The 23,054-nt window shown below is 51.8% G+C and carries 22 protein-coding genes; 3 read left to right on the top strand and 19 right to left on the bottom strand.

The annotated features are described in order from the left end of the window. Nucleotides 1-7 precede the first annotated feature (7 nt). From thiK to hinT, 4 genes are read right to left on the bottom strand one after another with little or no spacing between them, the layout of a single operon-like run. Nucleotides 8-832 carry a thiamine kinase gene (gene thiK / locus ACJHW7_RS02235; protein ID WP_001536833.1) on the bottom strand — a complete coding sequence of 275 codons (825 nt, stop codon included), beginning with the start codon at nucleotides 830-832 and terminating at the stop codon, nucleotides 8-10. Beyond that, nucleotides 813-1,454: a penicillin-binding protein activator LpoB gene (gene lpoB, locus ACJHW7_RS02230; RefSeq protein ID WP_000164439.1), complete on the bottom strand. Its 642-nt coding sequence runs from the start codon at nucleotides 1,452-1,454 to the stop codon at nucleotides 813-815. Before lpoB ends, thiK begins: the two co-directional genes overlap by 20 nt. Nucleotides 1,455-1,467: 13 nt before the next feature. Next, a complete protein-coding gene (locus ACJHW7_RS02225) occupies nucleotides 1,468-1,845 on the bottom strand; it encodes a YcfL family protein (RefSeq protein WP_001225281.1) in 378 nt (125 codons plus the stop codon). A 2-nt stretch (nucleotides 1,846-1,847) separates the two neighbouring features. After that, entirely contained in the window at nucleotides 1,848-2,207 is a 360-nt protein-coding gene (gene hinT / locus ACJHW7_RS02220) for a purine nucleoside phosphoramidase (RefSeq protein ID WP_000807125.1), read from the bottom strand. A gap of 333 nt (nucleotides 2,208-2,540) precedes the next feature. Here hinT and fhuE point away from each other — a divergent pair, with 333 nt between their 5' ends. Then, a complete protein-coding gene (gene fhuE / locus ACJHW7_RS02215; RefSeq protein ID WP_021556706.1) occupies nucleotides 2,541-4,730 on the top strand; it encodes a ferric-rhodotorulic acid/ferric-coprogen receptor FhuE in 2,190 nt (729 codons plus the stop codon). A 59-nt stretch (nucleotides 4,731-4,789) separates the two neighbouring features. Here fhuE and ptsG read toward each other — a convergent pair whose 3' ends face one another. The 14 genes from ptsG to yceD form a co-directional block, all read right to left on the bottom strand. Continuing rightward, entirely contained in the window at nucleotides 4,790-6,223 is a 1,434-nt protein-coding gene (ptsG, locus tag ACJHW7_RS02210) for a PTS glucose transporter subunit IIBC (protein WP_000475719.1), read from the bottom strand. Nucleotides 6,224-6,517: 294 nt separating this feature from the next. Next, the gene (locus ACJHW7_RS02205) at nucleotides 6,518-7,315 is read right to left on the bottom strand and encodes a metal-dependent hydrolase (protein WP_000480245.1); all 798 of its coding nucleotides are present in this window, start codon (nucleotides 7,313-7,315) and stop codon (nucleotides 6,518-6,520) included. Nucleotides 7,316-7,325: 10 nt separating this feature from the next. Beyond that, a complete protein-coding gene (gene holB, locus ACJHW7_RS02200) occupies nucleotides 7,326-8,330 on the bottom strand; it encodes a DNA polymerase III subunit delta' (RefSeq protein WP_001267941.1) in 1,005 nt (334 codons plus the stop codon). After that, entirely contained in the window at nucleotides 8,327-8,968 is a 642-nt protein-coding gene (tmk, locus tag ACJHW7_RS02195) for a dTMP kinase (protein ID WP_001257000.1), read from the bottom strand. The genes holB and tmk overlap by 4 nt, the downstream gene beginning before the upstream one ends. Further along, nucleotides 8,958-9,980 carry a cell division protein YceG gene (gene yceG, locus ACJHW7_RS02190; RefSeq protein ID WP_000756809.1) on the bottom strand — a complete coding sequence of 341 codons (1,023 nt, stop codon included), beginning with the start codon at nucleotides 9,978-9,980 and terminating at the stop codon, nucleotides 8,958-8,960. The genes tmk and yceG overlap by 11 nt, the downstream gene beginning before the upstream one ends. A 2-nt stretch (nucleotides 9,981-9,982) precedes the next feature. After that, the gene (pabC, locus tag ACJHW7_RS02185; protein WP_000478692.1) at nucleotides 9,983-10,792 is read right to left on the bottom strand and encodes an aminodeoxychorismate lyase; all 810 of its coding nucleotides are present in this window, start codon (nucleotides 10,790-10,792) and stop codon (nucleotides 9,983-9,985) included. 119 nt (nucleotides 10,793-10,911) lie between these two features. Then, complete coding sequence (fabF, locus tag ACJHW7_RS02180) at nucleotides 10,912-12,153, bottom strand: beta-ketoacyl-ACP synthase II (RefSeq protein ID WP_000044679.1); 1,242 nt, start codon at nucleotides 12,151-12,153, stop codon at nucleotides 10,912-10,914. An 87-nt stretch (nucleotides 12,154-12,240) separates the two neighbouring features. Then, on the bottom strand, nucleotides 12,241-12,477 hold the full coding sequence (gene acpP, locus ACJHW7_RS02175) for an acyl carrier protein (RefSeq protein WP_000103754.1): 237 nt from the start codon (nucleotides 12,475-12,477) through the stop codon (nucleotides 12,241-12,243). 210 nt (nucleotides 12,478-12,687) lie between these two features. Continuing rightward, nucleotides 12,688-13,422 carry a 3-oxoacyl-ACP reductase FabG gene (fabG, locus tag ACJHW7_RS02170; RefSeq protein WP_001008535.1) on the bottom strand — a complete coding sequence of 245 codons (735 nt, stop codon included), beginning with the start codon at nucleotides 13,420-13,422 and terminating at the stop codon, nucleotides 12,688-12,690. A gap of 12 nt (nucleotides 13,423-13,434) precedes the next feature. Then, complete coding sequence (fabD, locus tag ACJHW7_RS02165; protein WP_000191372.1) at nucleotides 13,435-14,364, bottom strand: ACP S-malonyltransferase; 930 nt, start codon at nucleotides 14,362-14,364, stop codon at nucleotides 13,435-13,437. Nucleotides 14,365-14,379: 15 nt separating this feature from the next. Continuing rightward, nucleotides 14,380-15,333, bottom strand: coding sequence for a beta-ketoacyl-ACP synthase III (gene fabH, locus ACJHW7_RS02160; protein ID WP_000288132.1), 954 nt, complete (start codon nucleotides 15,331-15,333; stop codon nucleotides 14,380-14,382). Between the two features lie 67 nt (nucleotides 15,334-15,400). Beyond that, nucleotides 15,401-16,471 (bottom strand): phosphate acyltransferase PlsX, encoded by a 1,071-nt coding sequence (gene plsX / locus ACJHW7_RS02155; protein ID WP_071781259.1) that lies wholly within the window; start codon nucleotides 16,469-16,471, stop codon nucleotides 15,401-15,403. An 80-nt stretch (nucleotides 16,472-16,551) separates the two neighbouring features. Continuing rightward, complete coding sequence (gene rpmF, locus ACJHW7_RS02150) at nucleotides 16,552-16,725, bottom strand: 50S ribosomal protein L32 (RefSeq protein WP_000290727.1); 174 nt, start codon at nucleotides 16,723-16,725, stop codon at nucleotides 16,552-16,554. Between the two features lie 51 nt (nucleotides 16,726-16,776). Then, nucleotides 16,777-17,298 (bottom strand): 23S rRNA accumulation protein YceD, encoded by a 522-nt coding sequence (gene yceD, locus ACJHW7_RS02145; protein WP_001174481.1) that lies wholly within the window; start codon nucleotides 17,296-17,298, stop codon nucleotides 16,777-16,779. 198 nt (nucleotides 17,299-17,496) lie between these two features. Between yceD and yceF the strand changes: the two genes are divergently transcribed. Beyond that, entirely contained in the window at nucleotides 17,497-18,081 is a 585-nt protein-coding gene (gene yceF / locus ACJHW7_RS02140) for a 7-methyl-GTP pyrophosphatase (RefSeq protein ID WP_001125202.1), read from the top strand. 111 nt (nucleotides 18,082-18,192) lie between these two features. Here yceF and rluC read toward each other — a convergent pair whose 3' ends face one another. Beyond that, nucleotides 18,193-19,152 (bottom strand): 23S rRNA pseudouridine(955/2504/2580) synthase RluC, encoded by a 960-nt coding sequence (gene rluC, locus ACJHW7_RS02135; protein ID WP_000846342.1) that lies wholly within the window; start codon nucleotides 19,150-19,152, stop codon nucleotides 18,193-18,195. Between the two features lie 572 nt (nucleotides 19,153-19,724). On the opposite strand from rluC, the gene rne reads away from it, so the two are divergent. After that, nucleotides 19,725-22,910, top strand: a complete 3,186-nt coding sequence (rne, locus tag ACJHW7_RS02130; RefSeq protein WP_021556704.1) for a ribonuclease E — start codon at nucleotides 19,725-19,727, stop codon at nucleotides 22,908-22,910. Nucleotides 22,911-23,054 lie beyond the last annotated feature (144 nt).

Below are 23,054 nucleotides of genomic sequence, written 5' to 3'. Positions count from 1 at the left end.
GCTCTCCTTATTGTTTTATTAATAGCTGCCGCCAGGTGTCATCGGCCAGCCTGATAAATTGTTGATCGCCGGTTTGTCGCCAGCGGTACTCAAACCACCCTGCTTTAAGCATCAGCAGCCAGGGAAACCATCGCCTGACCTGACGCCATAATTGCGCCGGATAAATCTTCGCGCGAGTGGCATAGTCATTGACCAATTGCCGATGCTGTTCAATATTTTCCACCCACACCGCCGCCAGTTCCAGCGCGATATCACCATCTCCGGCATACTCCCAGTCGATGAGTTTTAACCCTGACGCGCTATGCACTAAATTTCCGGCGTGGACATCCATATGCAATGGACTTAAGCGTAAAGGCCGTGGTTCCCGCGCTTTGCGCAGACGTTTTAACATTCGCAGCCAACCCACTGTCCGCCGCGCCGGATCGCTTTGCTGCCAGTACAGTTCCAGTAACGGCAACAGCGTTATTCGCCAGCCAAAACGCGGTTGTTGATGTAGATAATACAGCAAGCCTGCCAGTTCGTTAGTATCCGGCAAATACGTTTTTACCTCGCCGGGCAGATAGTCGACTACCATCCAGTCACGGAGATATAAATGCGGCTTCGGTGCAATGCATGCGGGTAGTTGTGATAAAGCCCGATACTGGCGCAAGAACGCGGACTGCGGCGCATCAGGATCGTGCGGCTGACGCACAACAAAACGCTGGCCCTGATGTTCAATGAGAAAACTACCGCCACTAAGCCCACTATTAAACGTCGTGACGGGATGAAACTGCGGGAAAAAGCGCGACAGCAATTCGTCGCGCGTGATGGGATTATTGCTGCGAAACGGCACCTTTACCTGACCAGATAATTTCGCCCGTCTGCACCAGCATCAGCTGCATTTGTAGGGTCGGAGCGTTAACGTTGCCAGAGGCGCTGGAGTACAGCACGTAATGAGCGCCGACATTGCGGGCAATGCCTATGGCTTTACTACGGGTGCCTAAACTATCCTGCGGCGACAAACCTAACTGTTGCTTAGCCATCGACAGCTGCTGGGCGGAAACCAGGGTAAATTTCCCGTTATTAGCCAGCGCATTTCGCAGCGTTTCGGTCGCTTCTGCGGCATTCAGCGAACCGTTAGTACGGTTGTTAACGCTATCAACCAGCAGGACGCTACCCGCAGTCACCCCGTCAGCCCCAAGCATCTTACTGACCATCGGCTGCATTGCGCCATTCCAGTCATAATGGCGAATATGCGGCGCAGGCGGTGCAGTTTGATCTTCGTGCTCAATTGGGCCTGGCTGCTGCGGGATCGTCGGCACCGAGGGCACTGTGGGGACAGGCTGTTGTGGCTCGGCTGGTTGTTCCGGCGCTGGTTTCACTTCTTCTACCGGTGCAGGTTCACGTTGCCCCACACAACCGGCGAGAAACATCGCCAGCGCGGTAATCAAGGCGTAGCGACTCATTTTTGTCATCAAGATTCACCCCTTACAAATATAGATAAAGTCTGACTTTGTGCGCCCCCAGAAAATTGGCGCTGCCGTACAGCGTTACCGCCGAATGTGCGGGAATGGTAACGCTGCGTGGCCTTTCCAGAGGATGCATCTCCAGCCCTCTGGCGTCATACCAGTAAAAACGATAATGAACGGTAACGGGTTCTTGCCTTTCGTTATAAAGCGTTGAGGATGCTGAAGGTTGAATATCAGACGTCGAAAGGACGGGCTTTTCTGCACTGATGCCCGCAGCCAATAAAGATGACTCCATCACCAGCGATTGCTCATCATTCACCGGAATTTCCGGATGTGAACGACAGCCCACCAGCAGTAACAACGCCAGAGACACCAGCCCAAAGCATCCTTTTCTCATCGTTACAGACCTTTATGCGCCAGCATTGGTCCCAGCGGACGGCCACCCAACAAGTGCATATGGATGTGGTAAACCTCTTGTCCGCCATGGCGGTTGGTATTCATGATCAGACGATAGCCATCTTCGGCAATACCTTCTTGCTCAGCAATTTTTGCCGCTACGGTGATCATGCGTCCCAGCGCCTGCTCATGCTCAGCTGACACGTCGTTCACAGTCGGAATGAGGATATTCGGAATGATCAGAATATGCGTTGGCGCTTGCGGCGAAATATCGCGAAACGCCGTTACCAGATCATCCTGGTAGACGATATCGGAGGGGATCTCACGACGAATAATTTTGCTGAATATAGTTTCTTCTGCCACGACATTTTCCTTTTTCAAATAGCCATGCGTTGCGCCATGCTACGCCGCGCCACACTGCGAGTATAGAGTATGGTCGAGTTAAACCTGCTCTTTCAACCTTAACTCACGATTTCTTAAGCAAAAAATCGTTTTGCTGCCGTATATATCTCCATTATTCCCATTTCTGCCTGCGAATGCGCTGAAAAGACATTCTCTGTTTGGTTTACACGACAAATATGAATGCGTATATTTCTCATTTGCATTTACAAACAAAATTATTCGCACACTAAATATAACCGCTCATCACCCTCCTCCGGCATGAGCCTGACGACAACATAAACCAAGAGATTTCAAATGCTTTCAACACAATTTAACAGGGATAATCAATATCAAGCCATCACCAAACCGTCACTACTTGCCGGTTGCATAGCACTGGCACTATTACCTTCTGCCGCTTTTGCTGCACCAGCCACTGAAGAAACGGTGATTGTTGAGGGTTCAGCCACAGCTCCAGATGATGGCGAAAATGATTACAGCGTAACGTCTACCTCTGCGGGTACCAAAATGCAGATGACTCAACGTGATATTCCTCAGTCGGTCACTATTGTTAGCCAGCAGCGGATGGAAGATCAGCAGTTACAAACGCTGGGCGAAGTGATGGAAAACACGCTGGGGATCAGCAAAAGTCAGGCGGATTCCGATCGTGCTCTTTATTATTCCCGCGGATTCCAGATCGATAACTATATGGTTGATGGTATCCCCACCTATTTTGAATCGCGCTGGAATCTGGGCGACGCACTTTCTGATATGGCACTTTTTGAACGCGTAGAAGTAGTGCGTGGCGCGACAGGACTCATGACCGGGACGGGTAATCCATCTGCGGCAATTAATATGGTTCGAAAACACGCGACCAGTCGTGAATTTAAAGGCGATGTCTCGGCGGAATACGGTAGCTGGAACAAAGAACGGTATGTGGCGGATTTACAAAGCCCACTCACCGAAGACGGTAAAATCCGCGCGCGAATTGTCGGCGGCTACCAGAATAACGACTCATGGCTGGACCGCTACAATAGTGAAAAGACCTTCTTCTCCGGCATTGTCGATGCTGATTTAGGCGATCTTACGACGCTTTCAGCCGGTTACGAATATCAGCGCATTGATGTTAATAGCCCAACCTGGGGCGGTTTACCGCGCTGGAATACTGATGGCAGCAGCAACAGTTACGATCGCGCACGCAGTACCGCACCTGACTGGGCGTACAACGATAAAGAGATCAACAAGGTCTTTATGACCCTGAAGCAGCGGTTTGCTGATACCTGGCAAGCGACACTGAATGCCACCCACTCTGAAGTCGAATTTGACAGCAAAATGATGTATGTCGATGCCTATGTAAACAAAGCGGATGGTATGCTGGTTGGGCCATACAGTAATTATGGACCTGGCTTTGATTATGTCGGCGGCACCGGTTGGAACAGTGGCAAACGTAAAGTTGATGCGCTGGATTTGTTCGCTGACGGTAGTTATGAATTGTTTGGTCGTCAGCACAATCTAATGTTTGGTGGCAGTTACAGCAAACAAAACAATCGTTACTTCAGTTCATGGGCCAACATCTTCCCGGATGAAATTGGCAGTTTCTACAACTTTAATGGCAATTTCCCACAAACCGACTGGTCACCACAGAGCCTGGCGCAGGACGATACCACACATATGAAATCGTTATATGCTGCCACTCGTGTCACCCTTGCCGATCCGCTGCATCTGATCCTCGGCGCACGTTATACCAACTGGCGGGTTGATACGCTGACTTACAGCATGGAGAAAAACCACACCACGCCTTATGCTGGTCTGGTGTTTGACATCAATGATAACTGGTCGACCTACGCCAGCTATACCTCTATTTTCCAGCCGCAAAATGATCGTGACAGTTCAGGCAAATATCTGGCTCCAATCACCGGTAACAACTACGAGCTGGGTCTGAAATCGGACTGGATGAATAGCCGTCTGACCACCACGTTAGCCATCTTCCGTATTGAGCAGGATAATGTCGCTCAGTCCACCGGTACACCTATCCCCGGCAGCAACGGCGAAACCGCCTATAAAGCGGTGGATGGGACAGTCAGTAAAGGTGTGGAATTTGAACTCAACGGCGCAATTACCGACAACTGGCAGCTGACATTTGGCGCAACGCGCTATATTGCAGAGGATAACGAAGGAAACGCCGTTAATCCTAATCTGCCACGCACCACGGTTAAAATGTTCACCAGCTATCGGTTGCCTGTCATGCCAGAGTTGACAGTCGGCGGTGGTGTTAACTGGCAAAATCGCGTTTATACCGACACAGTGACACCGTATGGCACGTTCCGCGCCGAGCAAAGTAGCTACGCGCTGGTGGATCTCTTCACCCGCTACCAGGTGACGAAAAACTTCTCGTTACAGGGGAACGTCAATAACCTGTTCGACAAAACCTACGATACCAACGTGGAAGGTTCTATCGTCTACGGCGCACCGCGTAATTTCAGCATTACCGGCACGTATCAATTCTGAATAACACCTGTAAAAAAGGCAGCCATCTGGCTGCCTTAGTCTCCCCAACGTCTTACGGATTAGTGGTTACGGATGTACTCATCCATCTCGGTTTTCAGGTTATCGGATTTAGTACCGAAAATCGCCTGAACACCAGAACCAGCAACCACTACGCCCGCTGCGCCCAGTTTCTTCAGGCCGGCCTGATCCACTTTAGACACATCAGCAACGCTGACGCGCAGACGGGTAATACATGCGTCGAGGTTAGTAATGTTTTCTTTACCACCAAATGCAGCAACCAGAGCCGGTGCCATTTCGCTGGTACCTGTCGCTTTTGCATCTTCAGTCGCGTCTTCACGACCCGGCGTTTTCAGATCCAGTGCTTTAATCAGCACGCGGAAGATGGTGTAGTAAACAATCGCATAACCGATACCGACGATCGGGAACAGCCACAGTTTGCTGCTGTTACCAGACAGAACGATGAAGTCGATCAGACCGTGCGAGAACGACGTACCGTCACGCATCCCCAGAAGAATACAGATTGGGAATGCCAGGCCTGCCAGAATCGCGTGGATGATGTACAGGATCGGCGCAACGAACATGAAGGAGAACTCGATCGGCTCGGTGATACCGGTCAGGAACGAGGTCAGCGCCGCGGAGATCATAATACCGCCCACTTTCGCGCGGTTTTCTGGTTTAGCAGAGTGCCAGATAGCAATTGCGGCAGCTGGCAGACCGTACATTTTGAACAAGAAGCCACCAGACAGTTTACCCGCAGTCGGGTCACCCGCCATATAACGCGGAATGTCGCCGTGGAAAACCTGACCTGCTGCGTTGGTGTATTCACCAATCTGCATCTGGAAAGGTACGTTCCAGATGTGGTGCAGACCAAACGGTACCAGGCAACGTTCGATGAAACCGTAAATGCCAAACGCAACTACCGGGTTCTGGTAAGCAGCCCACTGAGAGAAGGTCTGGATTGCAGAACCAATCGGCGGCCAAATGAAGGACAGCACAACGCCAGTAAAGATGGCAGCCAGGCCAGAAATGATCGGCACAAAGCGTTTACCGGCAAAGAAGCCAAGATACTCAGGCAGCTTAATACGGTAGAAACGGTTAAACATGTACGCTGCGATCGCACCGGATATAATCCCTCCGAGTACGCCAGTATCCGCCAGGTGTTTAGAGGCGATTTCTTCAGCAGGTAAATGCAGTACCAGTGGCGCAACCACGGCCATGGTTTTAACCATGATGCCATAGGCAACAACTGCGGCCAGCGCGGATACGCCATCGTTATTGGTAAAGCCGAGGGCGACACCGATCGCAAAAATCAGTGGCATGTTTGCAAAGACGGAACCGCCTGCTTCTGCCATAACATGCGATACAACGGCGGGCAGCCAGCTGAAATTCGCGGAACCGACGCCCAGCAGAATACCTGCGATAGGCAGTACGGATACCGGCAGCATCAGCGATTTACCGACCTTTTGCAGGTTAGCAAATGCATTCTTAAACATAATTGAGAGTGCTCCTGAGTATGGGTGCTTTTTTTACGTTCTCACGCGTGGCAAGGGGGGAGAGCCTCGCCGTGTACAGGGCATCTAAGCGCCCTTTATTTATTACACAGAGTAAAATAATTCAGTGCCAATTTGTTTGACGGCTATCACGTTTCAACTTCAGATCATTGGAGAAGTTGCACATTTTGACAAAACATATGTCACAATATTCCAAACGTGGTTATTCACCGCCCAATTTTCGGCGGTGAACTTTACTCGTTTTAGCCATTAATTACGAGCTTTAAAAAAACTCATTCAACGGATGGATTGAAGGCGGGAAGCGTCGATGTGAAACAGACGGGCGAAGTTATCGGTGGTTACCTGCGCCAGTTCTTCAACGGCAACACCTTTCAACACAGCCATGTATTCTGCAACGTCACGAACCATCGCAGGTTGATTCTCTTTTCCTCGATGCGGCACCGGCGCAAGGTAAGGTGAGTCAGTTTCCACCAGTAACCGATCCAGGGGGACATAACGCGCAGCATCGCGCAGTTGCTCCGCATTACGGAAGGTCACAATGCCGGAAAAGGAGATGTAAAATCCGAGATCCAGTAATTTGCCCGCCGTTTCTCTGTCCTCTGTAAAACAGTGTAGTACGCCACCGCAATCCGTCACTTTTTCTTCGCGCAGAATTGCCAGCGTATCGGCGCGGGCGTCACGGGTATGGACGATAACCGGCTTGTTCAGTTCACGACCAATCTGGATATGATGGATGAAGGACTCTTGCTGACGTACTTTAGTTTCCGGTGTGTAATAATAATCCAGCCCGGTTTCACCCAGCGCTACAACACCCTCTTCTGCCGCCAGACGGCGTAAATCTTCTACATCGTAGGGATCATTCTGGTTGAGTGGATGCACGCCACAAGAAAATACGACGTTGTCACGTTCGCCTACCAGATCCCGCATGTGTAAATAACCCGGTAATGTTGTGGCGACTGCCAGACAAAATTTCACATCGCGTGCGGCGGCTTTCGCCAGAACGTCATCCACGTCCTTATGCAAAGATTCATAATCCAGACCATCGAGATGGCAGTGTGAGTCGACTAAAAACATGATGTCTCTCTTAAAGATGAGGAACCGGTAGCACAACGCCCGGTTGCAGGTAATGCTCAATACGCAGTAAAAGATCGGTGATGAGAAGCTCGCGGTTGATGCCTGTAACAGACATTAACTGTTCACGAATGTGGCAAACATCCCCCAGTATAGCCTGCAGGCGCGAGGGAGAAAGATGGTTTGCCAGTTCAGCGACCAGGCCCGGCACATCAACATTGGTCACCTGCGCAGCACCATGATGGCGTTTTAGCGCATCCATCAGCAACGTTGCCAGCCAGTGTAAACGCGCCGGAGCTTGTTCATGATTAAGGGCCGCCAGCAGCGAATACCAGTCGCCCGATGGCACGCTATATGCCAACGCCTGACACAATGTTTCACGAGCCTGCCAGTTATCTCCCTGAAACAACGCCAGTGCCGCGCCAGGCGAACCGGCGCTTAAGCGCAATGCGGCAAGTAATGCATCCTGTGACATTGTCACTTCGCGTGAAAGCCAGGTCACGGCGTACTGTTCCGGCGGCGGCGCAAGGTAATGTAACCGACAACGACTACGTAACGTTGCCAGTAAACGTTCAGGCTCGCGGGTAGCCAGGAAAAACCAGGTTTCTGCTGGTGGCTCTTCAAGCGTTTTCAGCAATGCGTTAGCCGCGGCGTCGGTCAGTAAGGCAGCATCGGTTACCCAGACAACTTTCGCACCACCTAAGCGTGCGTGCTCATTCAGCTTTTCGGTGACCTCACGTACCGCATCAATGCCCAGCGTATTTTTCCCTTTTTCGGGAGCCAGGGTGTAGTAATCGGGATGCGTGCCAGCCTGCATCAACTGACATCCACGACAGTGACCGCAACTTTTGTGGCCCTGCGGTTGTTGGCAGAGTAAATAACGGCTCAGGGCGTAGATTAAAGCATCATCGCCCATGCCCGGTAACGCCTGAATGAGTAGCGCATGGTGACCTCTTCCGGCCTGATAGCTGGCTACCAGTTTTTCGAAATCAGGTCGTAACCATGGATACCATCTCATGCGTCCAACTCCTTCACCCAGTGGGTCACGGTAGTGCGGATTGCATCCATCACGGCCTCCAGCGGCTGGGTGGCATCAATGGTATGAATACTTTTATCTTGTGCAGCCAGTTCCAGATAGCGGGCGCGGGTGCGATTAAAGAAATCGAAAGACTCTTGCTCAATACGATCCAGCTCGCCGCGCGCACGCGCGCGTTTTAAGCCAACTTCCGGGGTAACATCGAGATAGAGCGTTAAGTCGGGGCGAAAATCCCCGAGAACAGCATCACGCAGTGTTGCCAGCATATGTTGGTCAATACCACGTCCTCCGCCCTGATACGCCTGAGTGGAGAGATCGTGGCGATCGCCAATCACCCAGGTGCCGTTAGCCAGCGCAGGTTTGATGACCGTTTCTACCAGTTGAACGCGCGCGGCATAAAACATCAGAACTTCGGCTTTATCGGTAATGACTTCATCGCCTACCGATTTGATATCCAGCACCAGGCTTCTTAACTTTTCGGCAAGTTGCGTACCACCAGGTTCCCGAGTGAAAACCATGTCGCGGATACCCAGTTGCTCGAGCGTCTCAACCACCACATTACGCGCGGTAGTTTTGCCTGCGCCTTCCAGCCCCTCAATGACGATATACTTACTGCGCATTTTTTTCCTTAAGCACTTTCAGATAATCCTGCACAGACTTGTTATGACTGGCAAGATTGGTATTAAACGTGTGACCACCTTTACCATCGGCCACAAAATAGAGATACGGCGTTTTTGCCGGATGCGCAGCAGCCTTCAGCGAATCCGCCCCCGGCGTCGCTATCGCACCTGGCGGCAGACCGGTAATGGTATAGGTGTTATACGCTGTCGGCGTTTCCAGGTCTGCACGAGAAAGTTTGCCATTATAACGCTCTCCCATCCCGTAAATCACGGTCGGGTCGGTCTGCAGGCGCATACCAATGCGTAAACGGTTGATAAATACTGAGGCAACCTGATCGCGTTCACTGGCAACGGCGGTTTCTTTTTCGATAATTGATGCCATCGTCACCAGCTGATTTTTATCTTTATAAGGCAGACCGTCCGCACGCCCTTCCCAGGCGCTATCGACCGCTTTCACCATTTTCTTGTGCGCTCGCTTGAGCAACGCGACATCGGTGGTATTGGCGGTATACATCCAGGTGTCTGGCCAGAACCAACCTTCAATCCACTCCGGGTTTTCCAGTTCAAGTGCCTGCGCTACGGTGGTGTACTTATCGTCGCTCAGCGTGTGCTTGATATACGGAGCCTCACGCAATTGCTTGAGGTAGTCGCTCAGACGCATCCCTTCTACCAGTCGCAGCGGGAACTGGGCTTCTTTACCGCTTTCCAACAATTTCAGCATCTCGCGCACGGTCATCTGCGGTGTAAAGCGGTAAGTCCCGGCTTTAAAGTGAGAAAGATCCGGTTCGATACGCAGCAACCATTGAAAAACCCGTGGGCGATTGATGATCTTATCGGTATAAAGCTGTTCACCTAGCGCCAGACGTCCGGTCCCTGGCTTCAGGGTAAATATCGTCTCTTCTTTGATAAGCAACTTGCTGTCGGCAAGATGGCGAACCTTCCAGATGCCCACACCAGCGGCGATACCCAGTACCACCAGCAATAACAAGATTATCAATAACACTTTTTTCATGACTAATTCGGGCGCTCACAAAGTGGGGCTAAATATTCATATAACGTTGCTGACGAAAAGGAGACATCGCCACAGGCACGTACGGGCATCACTGGCATTAACGCATTACAAATAACCATCTCATCTGCCTGCAACGCCTCTTCCAGAGAAGCTTGCACTTCGACAAGCTGATAAGAGGATTGTGCCAGCAAACGGATACAGAATTGTCGCATAATGCCGTTAACACCTGCCTGATCCAGTCGCGGCGTATAAACTACGTTGCCCTTCCGCCAGAACAAATTAGCCGCACAGCATTCCGTAACCCACCCTTCGCTGTCAAGGACCAGCGCCTCATCAGCGTTTGTCTGCTCAAGATGAGAGCGAATCAATACTTGCTCAAGCCGATTAAGATGTTTAATACCTGCAAGATGAGGATTGCGCCCCAGCCGCACCGGGCTTAGCGCCAACGTCATCCCCTCGTTACGCAAACGGTAGTAATGTGCAGGATAAGCCGTAACGGAGAGAATCCGCGTTGCCGGTCCACTGTTCAATGTGCTGTACCCTCGCCCGCCACTACCGCGACTGATCACGACTTTCAGTACACCATTTTGCTGTTTTGCTGCCAGCGTTTTCATCTCTTGTTCAAGCTGAGGCCAGAAGTCACAGGAAATCATCAACCGCTGACAAGCATCCTGTAGTCGCTGGATATGCGCCGATAACAAACTGACTTTACCGTCGATAACTCTGGCGGTGGTAAAACAACCATCACCAAACTGCGTTGCCCGATCGCTTACTGCCAGCGATTCCTGCTTATGACCGTTAATTAAGAACATACCGGCTCCTTATCAGAGAATTGTTAGTGTGGCAGCATGTTCACTACGGAACAAGTCGGAATAAAAGCTAAGAAAAAAGGCCCGCAAGCGGACCTTTTATATGGGTGGAAAATGACAACTTAGATCTTTTTAAAGATCAAAGAACCATTAGTGCCACCGAAGCCGAAGGAGTTACACAGCGTGTATTCCATTCCGCTGACCTGACGTGCTTCATGCGGTACGAAATCCAGATCGCAACCTTCATCCGGGTTATCCAGGTTGATGGTTGGCGGAACAGCCTGATCGCGCAGCGCCAGGATGGAGTAGATAGATTCTACTGCACCCGCCGCACCTAACAGGTGACCGGTCATAGATTTCGTGGAGCTTACCAACACACGGCTTGCAGCTTCACCGAAGATGGTTTTCACCGCCTGCGCTTCAGCTTTATCGCCAGCCGGCGTAGAAGTACCGTGCGCGTTAACGTAGCCAATCTGACTCGCTTCAATGCCTGCATCACGCAGAGCATTTGCCATTGCCAGAGCTGCGCCTGCGCCATTTTCTGGCGGTGACGTCATATGATAAGCATCGCTGCTCATACCAAAGCCGACGAGTTCAGCGTAAATTTTCGCACCGCGTTTTTTCGCGTGTTCGTACTCTTCAAGTACCAGCATACCGGCACCATCGCCCAGTACGAAACCATCACGCTCTTTATCCCACGGGCGGCTCGCCGCTTGCGGGTTATCATTGCGGGTAGATAATGCACGTGCCGCGCCAAAACCACCAACACCCAGCGGCGTACTGGCTTTCTCTGCGCCACCTGCAACCATCACGTCAGCATCGCCATACGCGATAATACGCGCAGCATGGCCAATGTTGTGCACGCCGGAAGTACAGGCGGTCGCGATAGAGATGCTTGGGCCACGCAGGCCATACATGATAGTCAGATGACCTGCCACCATGTTCACAATCGTTGACGGAACGAAGAATGGGCTGATCTTACGTGGACCACCGTTCATCAGAGATGTGTGGTTTTCTTCGATCAGTCCGAGGCCGCCAATCCCGGAGCCAATTGCGGCACCAATGCGGGTTGCGTTCTCTTCCGTTATTTCAAGGCCAGAATCCTGCATGGCCTGAACGCCAGCGACAATTCCATATTGAATGAAGGCATCCATCTTGCGCTGTTCTTTGCGCGAGATAATGTCCTCACAGTTAAAATCCTTTACTAAGCCAGCAAATTTCGTTGCATAGGCGCTAGTATCGAAATGGTCGATTAGGCTGATGCCACTCTGACCGGCAAGCAGAGCTTTCCAGGTAGACTCTACGGTATTGCCGACAGGAGACAACATGCCCAGTCCGGTCACAACTACACGACGCTTAGACACGTTTGTCCTCCAGGGAGGGAAAAAATGATTCTAGTGGGACAAAAAGATAAAACTCAGGCGGTCGAACGACCGCCTGGAGATGTTCACTTACGCCTGGTGGCCGTTGATGTAATCAATGGCAGCCTGAACGGTGGTGATTTTCTCAGCTTCTTCGTCCGGAATCTCAGTATCAAACTCTTCTTCCAGAGCCATTACCAGCTCAACGGTGTCAAGAGAATCCGCGCCCAGGTCTTCAACGAAAGAAGCATTGTTGGTAACTTCTTCCTGCTTAACGCCCAGCTGTTCGCCGATAATTTTCTTAACGCGTTCTTCGATAGTGCTCATACTCTTAAATTTCCTATCAAAACTCGCTTTCGCGATGGTTTTCGTAGTGTATAAAATGTTGAAAAATTTGCAACTAAATCCCGGCAGGTCTTACCACGATTTTACGTTATTTTGAGGCCTTACCCCCCAATAACGCAAATCATTTTGCACTAATTATTACTCATAACCACGCAGACTGCGCGCAACATGAGCATTTTGTGCAAATCGCGGTCAGACCATGTACATCCCGCCGTTCACATGCAAAGTTTCACCCGTGATGTAAGCTGCTTCGTCGGATGCCAGGAATGCAACCGCGTTGGCGATTTCCTGTGCGCCGCCGAGGCGACCCGCAGGAACCTGCGCCAGGATACCCGCACGCTGGTCATCGCTCAGCGCACGTGTCATGTCCGTTTCAATAAAGCCCGGAGCAACAACGTTTACAGTAATACCGCGTGACGCAACTTCGCGCGCCAGTGATTTACTGAAGCCGATCAAGCCCGCTTTCGCCGCAGCGTAGTTGGCCTGACCGCCATTTCCCATGGTACCAACCACAGAACCGATAGTGATAATACGACCATGACGCTTTTTCATCATAGCGCGCATTACCGCTTTTGACAGACGGAAAACAGATGAAAGGTTGGTTTCGATAATATCGTTCCACTCTTCATCTTTCATTCGCATTAACAGGTTATCACGAGTGATACCGGCATTATTGACCAGGATATCCACTTCACCAAATTCTGCGCGAATTTTTTCCAGAACAGATTCGATAGATGCCGGGTCGGTCACATTCAACATCAGACCTTTGCCGTTGGCACCTAAATAATCACTGATCGCCTGAGCGCCATTTTCACTGGTCGCAGTGCCAATAACTTTCGCGCCACGGGCTGCGAGCGTTTCAGCAATTGCGCGGCCAATTCCGCGGCTTGCACCGGTTACCAGTGCGATTTTTCCTTCAAAATTCATGATTTTCCTCTTTTAAAGCTCGAGCGCCGCTGCCATCGCTGAAGGTTCGTTCAGCGCCGAGGCGGTCAGGGTGTCGACAATGCGTTTCGTCAGGCCAGTAAGCACTTTGCCCGGGCCGACTTCATAGAGATGTTCTACGCCTTGCGCTGCCATGTACTCAACAGACTTCGTCCACTGAACCGGGTTATACAACTGACGTACCAGTGCGTCACGAATGGCATCACCATTGGTTTCGCATTTCACATCAACGTTATTCACAACAGGAACTGTTGGTGCGTTAAAGGTGATTTTCGCTAATTCTACTGCCAGTTTGTCGGCTGCTGGTTTCATCAGCGCACAGTGAGACGGTACGCTCACTGGTAACGGCAGAGCGCGTTTTGCGCCCGCAGCTTTACAGGCAGCGCCAGCACGCTCAACCGCTTCTTTATGACCGGCAATAACCACCTGTCCCGGAGAGTTAAAGTTTACCGGAGAAACGACCTGACCTTCTGCAGCTTCTTCACACGCTTTCGCAATAGACGCATCATCCAGACCGATGATTGCCGCCATAGCGCCCGTTCCTTCCGGTACGGCTTCTTGCATGAACTTGCCGCGCATCTCAACCAGACGCACCGCATCAGCGAAATCAATCACACCAGCGCAAACCAGCGCGGAGTATTCCCCCAGGCTGTGACCGGCCATCATTGCCGGTGCTTTACCGCCCTGCTGCTGCCATACGCGGTACAGCGCAACAGAGGCAGTCAACAGCGCTGGCTGGGTTTGCCAGGTTTTATTCAGTTCTTCAGCTGGCCCCTGCTGGGTCAGCGCCCACAGGTCGTAGCCCAGCGCCGCAGAAGCTTCAGCAAACGTTTCTTCGACAATTGGATAGCTCGCCGCCATATCAGCCAGCATTCCAACGGTTTGAGAACCCTGTCCAGGGAACACAAATGCAAATTGCGTCATGTTTTAATCCTTATCCTAGAAACGAACCAGCGCGGAGCCCCAGGTGAATCCACCGCCAAAGGCTTCAAGCAGAACCAACTGCCCCGGCTTGATGCGCCCGTCGCGTACAGCTTCATCCAGCGCGCACGGGACAGAGGCCGCAGAGGTATTACCGTGGCGATCCAGCGTCACCACGACATTGTCCATCGACATACCGAGTTTTTTCGCCGTTGCACTGATAATACGCAGGTTAGCCTGATGCGGAACCAGCCAGTCCAGTTGAGAACGGTCAAGATTATTCGCCGCCAGCGTCTCATCAACGATGTGCGCCAGTTCCGTTACCGCAACCTTGAAGACTTCGTTGCCCGCCATCGTCAGATGAATTGAATTCTCTGGATTCACACGGTCAGCATTAGGCAGCGTCAGCAACTCACCATAGCTACCGTCGGCATGCAGATGGGTGGAGATGATTCCCGGCTCTTCAGAGGCAGCCAGCACCGCAGCGCCCGCGCCATCGCCAAAAATAATAATAGTCCCACGATCTGTTGGATCGCAGGTGCGCGCCAGTACATCGGAACCGACGACCAGAGCATACTTCACCGCCCCAGATTTCACGTATTGATCGGCTACGCTTAATGCATAGGTGAAACCTGCGCAGGCTGCTGCAACGTCAAATGCCGGGCAACCTTTAATGCCCAGCATGCTTTGAATCTGACAAGCTGCGCTCGGGAAAGCGTGCGTAGCAGAAGTCGTTGCCACAACGATCAGGCCAATCTGGTCTTTCTCAATGCCCGCCATCTCAATTGCGCGTGTCGCCGCTTCAAAGCCCATGGTTGAAACGGTTTCGTTTGGCGCGGCAATGTGGCGTTCGCGGATACCGGTACGAGTGACAATCCACTCGTCAGAGGTGTCCACCATTTTTTCCAAATCGGCGTTTGTCCGCACTTGTTCGGGCAGATAGCTGCCAGTACCAATAATCTTCGTATACATGTACGCTCAGTCACTTTTCGGTTATATACCGTCACTTGCAAACTGCGAGTTCGCTGGCAGCGTCCTGCTACCGCAGAGTTCCGCTTTTGCCACCGTCCAGCAGCTCAAAACCAGCTGGGTATACAGATTCCAGGCGAGCGGCAATTCGCTGAGGAACTTGTCGCTGCACCGCCTGCACTGCCTGTTCAATCGCGACCGCAAAAGCTCGCTGATTGGCTGCACCATGACTTTTTATCACCGTGCCGCGCAATCCTAACAGACAGGCGCCGTTATACTGGTCGGGGTTGAGGTGACTGAATCGCCTCGTCAGGCTCTTTTGTAGCCAACGCTTTAATAACAGTAGCCACCACGACCGTTTTTTCCCTTCACCCTGAGATTTCAGCAGAGAAAGGAACATCCTGACAACACCTTCCATCGTCTTTAATGTGACATTTCCTGTAAAGCCGTCACAAACCAGCACATCTGTCTTGCCAGTTAACAACTCATTGGCTTCAAGATAGCCGATATAATTGATAGAAGGGATTGTTTTAAGCACCGCTGAGGCATCCCGAATACTATCGAGACCCTTTACTTCTTCTTCACCAATATTGAGCAACGCCACGCGAGGATTGGGAATTTCCACCACCTCTTCAGCCAGGACTGAGCCCATAATGGCAAATTGCACCAACATTGTGCTGTCACAATCGACGTTGGCCCCTAAGTCAAGGACCACCGTTTTGCCCTTTTGCTGATGTGGTAATACCGTCACCAGCGCCGGACGCTCAATCCCCTCCAGGGGCTTGAGTAATAATTTTGCCAGCCCCATCAGTGCCCCGGTATTACCGGCACTGACACAGGCTTGCGCTCGACCTTCTTTCACCAGCTCCAGGGCCACGCGCATTGAACTCCCACGACTGGAGCGGATAGCTTGCGAAGGCCGGGCATCACTGGCGATAACTGACTGCGCAGGAATAATCTGCAGACGCGAACGTTGTTCAAAGTCAGCTTTAGCAAGTAATGGCGTGATGGCGTCGGGATTGCCGACTAAAAGAAGAGTGAGTTGCGAATTAGAATTCAGTGCCTGCAATGCTGCAGGCACTGTCACGGAAGGGCCAAAATCCCCTCCCATGACATCTAACGCCAGGGTTAGACGTGTCAAGGTATCGTCGCCGCCCGGTTTGGTCTTTCCCCAGTTGCCTGGGGAAAATCCTCACTAAGCTTCATCACGCAGACGCGTGATTACTTAGCGATGACCTTGCGGCCGCGGTAGTAACCGTCGGCAGTGATGTGGTGACGCAGGTGTTTTTCACCAGAAGTTTTGTCTACAGACAGGCTGGTGACTGCGGTCAGCGCGTCATGGGAACGACGCATGCCACGTTTGGAACGGGTTGGTTTATTCTGTTGTACGGCCATGGACCTTACTCCTCAATTACGGTTTATCCCCGATCCAACGGGGAGCACCAATTACTTACGCTTTAAGCTGGCTAATACGGCAAATGGGTTTGGCTTTTGCGCTTCTTCAGGCAGTTCACCAAAGACCATGTCCGCTTCGGACACTTCACAGTGTTCAGAATCATGCACCGGAACTACCGGCAAGGCGAGGATGATTTCATCTTCAACCATTGCAAGCAGATCGATTTCACCGAATTCGTTAACCTCAATCGGTTCATACGCTTCCGGCAGTGCTTCAGCCTGTTCGTCTGAACGCACAGGACTAAAACAATACGTTGTGTAGACCTGATGAGTAAACGGCTTCCCGCAACGCTGACACTCGAGCGTTACCGTCACCTTCGCATCGCCGTTTAACACTGCGAGACGTTGGTTATCGATAGCGAACGACATGGAGCATTCCACATCACTGTCCACACTGACTACGGATTCGGCGACGCGCTCAACCTGATCAGGGGTATAGATACCCTGGTAATCAAGGCGTTTTTGAGCCGTACGAACCGGATCGAGAGTCAGGGGTAATTTTACCTTTTGCATAGGGCGCGCATATTAACTTTGTAACGTCATAGAGTCAAAGAAAAAGGCAGCCTGTGGTTGCCTTTTGCCAATAATTCGCACACATTGCGGGTTACTGCTTTATTTTCGTTCAGTGCTGATAACGAACATCAACCTGCAAAACGAAGCGCATAGTTTAAAATGGCTATCATCAATACGCTATATCTGATGGAAAAAAATATGCCTAAACTTATTTTAGCCTCCACCTCGCCCTGGCGTCGCGCTCTTCTGGAAAAACTGCAAATCTCTTTTGAATGTGCAGCACCAGAGGTCGACGAAACCCCACGCAGCGACGAATCACCGCGACAGTTGGTGCTTCGACTGGCACAAGAAAAAGCGCAATCTCTGGCGTCACGTTATCCGGATCATTTAATTATTGGTTCAGACCAGGTATGTGTTCTTGATGGCGAAATCACCGGTAAACCGTTAACGGAAGAAAATGCCCGTCTGCAATTACGCAAAGCCAGCGGCAATATCGTCACCTTCTATACTGGACTGGCGTTGTTTAATTCGGCGAATGGGCATCTACAAACAGAAGTGGAGCCTTTTGACGTCCATTTCCGTCACCTGAGCGAGGCGGAGATTGATAATTACGTGCGTAAGGAACATCCCCTGCACTGCGCGGGTAGCTTTAAGAGTGAAGGATTTGGCATTACGCTGTTTGAGCGTTTAGAGGGGCGTGATCCTAACACGCTGGTTGGTTTACCGCTAATCGCGCTGTGTCAGATGTTACGTCGGGAAGGGAAAAACCCGCTGATGGGATAGTTTTTTACGCCGGATGCGGTTACTTCGCATCCGGCAATCGGTGCTGGCGGCCTGATGCGGCGTAAACGCCTTATCAGGCCAACCGCCCATTATTAGGCTTATATGCTCGTATTAGCGCGCGTTACGCAGCTTTTGCAAACAGCGCTTCAAACCATCATCCATCGGCGCTTCGATACGCATCACCTCACCGGTCCCCGGATGGGTAAACTTCAACGCTGCGGCGTGCAGGAACAGACGATTTAATCCCGTGCCTGCTTCAGTGAGCTGTCTGTCAAATTCACGGTCACCGTAGCGATCGTCAAAGGCAATCGGATGACCCGCATACTGTGTATGCACACGGATCTGATGAGTACGTCCGGTTACCGGGCTACAGCGCACCAGGGTGGCAAATGCATAGCGTTCTTCCACTTTAAAGCGTGTTTCCGACGGTTTGCCTTCCTGACTCACACGCACGATACGTTCGCCGCTTTGCAGAATATTTTTCAGTAACGGCGCTTGAACGCTCTTCACATGCGACTGCCACTGACCGCGCACCAGCGCCAGGTAATCTTTTTGCATCCCTTTTTCACGTAATTGCTCATGCAGAGAACGCAACGCCGAGCGTTTTTTCGCTACCAGCAACACACCTGAAGTGTCCCGGTCGAGACGATGAACCAGTTCAAGGAACCGCGCTTCCGGGCGCAACGCCCGCAAACCTTCGATAACGCCGAAGCTTAAACCACTGCCGCCATGTACCGCCGTACCGGAAGGTTTATTCAGCACCAGGATGTGATCATCTTCATATAAGATGACGTCCGCCAGCGCCGCCACCTTTTGCAGATGTGGCGAAACCGCCTCTTCTTCCCGCTCAGCAACGCGAACCGGTGGAATACGCACCTCATCACCCGCTTCGAGTTTATATTCAGGCTTAATACGTTTTTTGTTCACCCGCACTTCGCCTTTACGCAAAATACGGTAAATCATACTTTTTGGTACGCCTTTCAATTGGGTACGCAAAAAGTTATCGATACGTTGCCCCGCTTCGTCAGCGGTGATAGCAACAATTTTTACGGATGGAGTCTCTGTTTTCATGGTTGGCGATTCTAATTAGCCAACAGGATTCGCGCCACTCATTTTTCTATGCTTATATTTACTTTTGCACCTTATTACTTCACTGCGTGATCACTTTATTGATGGTTATTAAACCAATCACCAGCAAGAAGTGAAAAAACTGTGAGTAAGCGGGTGATAAATGGTAAAAGTCATCTTGCTATAACAAGGCTTGCAGTGGAATAATGAGGCCGTTTCCGTGTCCATCCTTGTTAAAACAAGAAATTTTACGGAATAACCCATTTTGCCCGACCGATCATCCACGCAGCAATGGCGTAAGACGTATTGATCTTTCAGGCAGTTAGCGGGCTGCGGGTTGCAGTCCTTACCGGTAGATGGAAATATTTCTGGAGAGTAATACCCAGTCTGTTTCTTTGATAATTGCGCTGTTTTTCCGCATGAAAAACGGGCAACCGACACTCTGCGCCTCTTTGAGCTGACGATAACCGTGAGGTTGGCGACGCGACTAGACACGAGGCCATCGGTTCACACCCGGAAAGGCGTTACTTTGCCCGCAGCTTAGTCGTCAATGTAAGAATAATGAGTAAGTTACGATGAAAAGAATGTTAATCAACGCAACTCAGCAGGAAGAGTTGCGCGTTGCCCTTGTAGATGGGCAGCGTCTGTATGACCTGGATATCGAAAGTCCAGGGCACGAGCAGAAAAAGGCAAACATCTACAAAGGTAAAATCACCCGCATTGAACCGAGTCTGGAAGCTGCTTTTGTTGATTACGGCGCTGAACGTCACGGTTTCCTCCCACTAAAAGAAATTGCCCGCGAATATTTCCCTGCTAACTACAGTGCTCATGGTCGTCCCAACATTAAAGATGTGTTGCGTGAAGGTCAGGAGGTCATTGTTCAGATCGATAAAGAAGAGCGCGGCAACAAAGGCGCGGCATTAACCACCTTTATCAGTCTGGCGGGTAGCTATCTGGTTCTGATGCCGAACAACCCGCGCGCGGGTGGCATTTCTCGCCGTATCGAAGGCGACGACCGTACCGAATTAAAAGAAGCACTGGCAAGCCTTGAACTGCCGGAAGGCATGGGGCTTATCGTGCGCACCGCTGGCGTCGGCAAATCTGCTGAGGCGCTGCAATGGGATTTAAGCTTCCGTCTGAAACACTGGGAAGCCATCAAAAAAGCCGCTGAAAGCCGCCCGGCCCCGTTCCTGATTCATCAGGAGAGCAACGTAATCGTTCGCGCATTCCGCGATTACTTACGTCAGGACATCGGCGAAATCCTTATCGATAACCCGAAAGTGCTCGAACTGGCACGTCAGCATATCGCTGCATTAGGTCGCCCGGATTTCAGCAGCAAAATCAAACTGTACACCGGCGAGATCCCGCTGTTCAGCCACTACCAGATCGAGTCACAGATCGAGTCCGCCTTCCAGCGTGAAGTTCGTCTGCCGTCTGGTGGTTCCATTGTTATCGACAGCACCGAAGCGTTAACGGCCATCGACATCAACTCCGCACGCGCGACCCGCGGCGGCGATATCGAAGAAACCGCGTTTAACACTAACCTCGAAGCTGCCGATGAGATTGCTCGTCAGCTGCGCCTGCGTGACCTCGGCGGCCTGATTGTTATCGACTTCATCGACATGACGCCAGTACGCCACCAGCGTGCGGTAGAAAACCGTCTGCGTGAAGCGGTGCGTCAGGACCGTGCGCGTATTCAAATCAGCCATATTTCTCGCTTTGGCCTGCTGGAAATGTCCCGTCAGCGCCTGAGCCCATCACTGGGTGAATCCAGCCATCACGTCTGCCCGCGCTGCTCCGGTACCGGTACCGTGCGTGACAACGAATCGCTGTCGCTCTCTATTCTGCGTCTGATCGAAGAAGAAGCGCTGAAAGAGAACACCCAGGAAGTTCACGCCATTGTTCCTGTGCCAATCGCTTCTTATCTGCTGAATGAAAAACGTTCTGCAGTGAATGCGATTGAAACTCGTCAGGACGGCGTGCGCTGCGTGATTGTGCCAAACGATCAGATGGAAACCCCGCACTACCATGTGCTGCGCGTGCGCAAAGGGGAAGAAACCCCAACCTTAAGCTACATGCTGCCGAAGCTGCATGAAGAAGCGATGGCGCTGCCGTCTGAAGAAGAGTTCGCTGAACGTAAGCGTCCGGAACAACCTGCGCTGGCAACCTTTGCCATGCCGGATGTGCCGCCTGCGCCAACGCCAGCTGAACCTGCCGCACCTGTTGTAGCCCCAGCACCGAAAGCTGCACCGGCAACACCAGCAGCTCCTGCACAACCTGGGCTGTTGAGCCGCTTCTTCGGCGCACTGAAAGCGCTGTTCAGCGGTGGTGAAGAAACCAAACCGTCCGAGCAAGCAGCACCGAAAGTAGAAGCGAAACCGGAACGTCAACAGGATCGTCGCAAGCCTCGTCAGAACAACCGCCGTGACCGTAATGAGCGCCGCGACACCCGTAGTGAACGTGCAGAAGGCAGCGATAATCGCGAAGAAAACCGTCGTAATCGTCGCCAGGCACAGCAGCAGACTGCCGAGACGCGTGAGAGCCGTCAGCAGGCTGAGGTAACGGAAAAAGCACGTACCACCGACGAGCAACAAGCGCCGCGTCGTGAACGTAGCCGCCGCCGTAACGATGATAAACGTCAGGCGCAACAAGAAGCGAAGGCGCTGAATGTTGAAGAGCAATCTGTTCAGGAAACCGAACAGGAAGAACGTGTACGTCCGGTTCAGCCGCGTCGTAAACAGCGTCAGCTCAATCAGAAAGTGCGTTACGAGCAAAGCGTAGCCGAAGAAGCGGTAGTCGCACCGGTGGTTGAAGAAACTGCCGCTGCCGAACCAATTGTTCAGGAAGCGCCAGCTCCACGCACAGAACTGGTGAAAGTCCCGCTACCAGTCGTAGCGCAAACTGCACCAGAACAGCAAGAAGAGAACAATGCTGATAACCGTGACAACGGTGGCATGCCGCGTCGTTCTCGCCGCTCGCCTCGTCACCTGCGCGTGAGTGGTCAGCGTCGTCGTCGCTATCGTGACGAGCGTTATCCAACCCAATCGCCAATGCCGTTGACCGTAGCGTGCGCGTCTCCGGAACTGGCCTCTGGCAAAGTCTGGATCCGCTATCCGATTGTACGTCCACAAGATGTACAGGTTGAAGAGCAGCGCGAACAGGAAGAAGTGCAAGTGCAGCCGATGGTGACTGAGGTGCCTGTCGCCGCCGCTGTCGAACCGGTTGTTAGCGCGCCAGTTGTTGAAGAAGTGGCTGAAGTCGTAGAAGCCCCCGTTCAGATTGCCGAACCGCAACCGGAAGTGGTTGAAACGACGCATCCTGAAGTAATTGCCGCCGCGGTAACTGAACAGCCGCAGGTGATTACCGAGTCTGATGTTGCCGTAGCCCAGGAAGTTGCAGAACACGCAGAACCGGTGGTTGAACCGCAGGAAGAGACGGCAGATATTGAAGAAGTTGCCGAAACTGCTGAGGTTGTAGTTGCTGAACCTGAAGTTGTTGCTCAACCTGCCGCGCCAGTCGTCGCTGAAGTCGCAGCAGAAGTTGAAACGGTAGCTGCGGTTGAACCTGAGGTCACCGTTGAGCATAACCACGCTACCGCACCAATGACGCGCGCTCCAGCACCGGAATATGTTCCGGAGGCACCGCGTCACAGTGACTGGCAGCGCCCTACTTTTGCCTTCGAAGGTAAAGGTGCCGCAGGTGGTCATACGGCAACACATCATGCCTCTGCCGCTCCTGCGCGTCCGCAACCTGTTGAGTAATAATTAGCTCAAAGTAATCAAGCCCTGGTAACTGCCAGGGCTTTTTTATTTCATCTTTGAATCAACATATTAAAATTCATCGAATGGCATCCTTGCTAACCAACAATGCAAAATAGGCAAAAAAATGCCCGCCCCGGCGATCCC

This window comes from Escherichia sp. WS1152, assembly GCF_046487665.1.
GTDB lineage: Bacteria > Pseudomonadota > Gammaproteobacteria > Enterobacterales > Enterobacteriaceae > Escherichia > Escherichia coli.
Note: the sequence above shows the minus strand (reverse complement) of the source record. Positions and strands in the feature narration are given on the sequence as shown.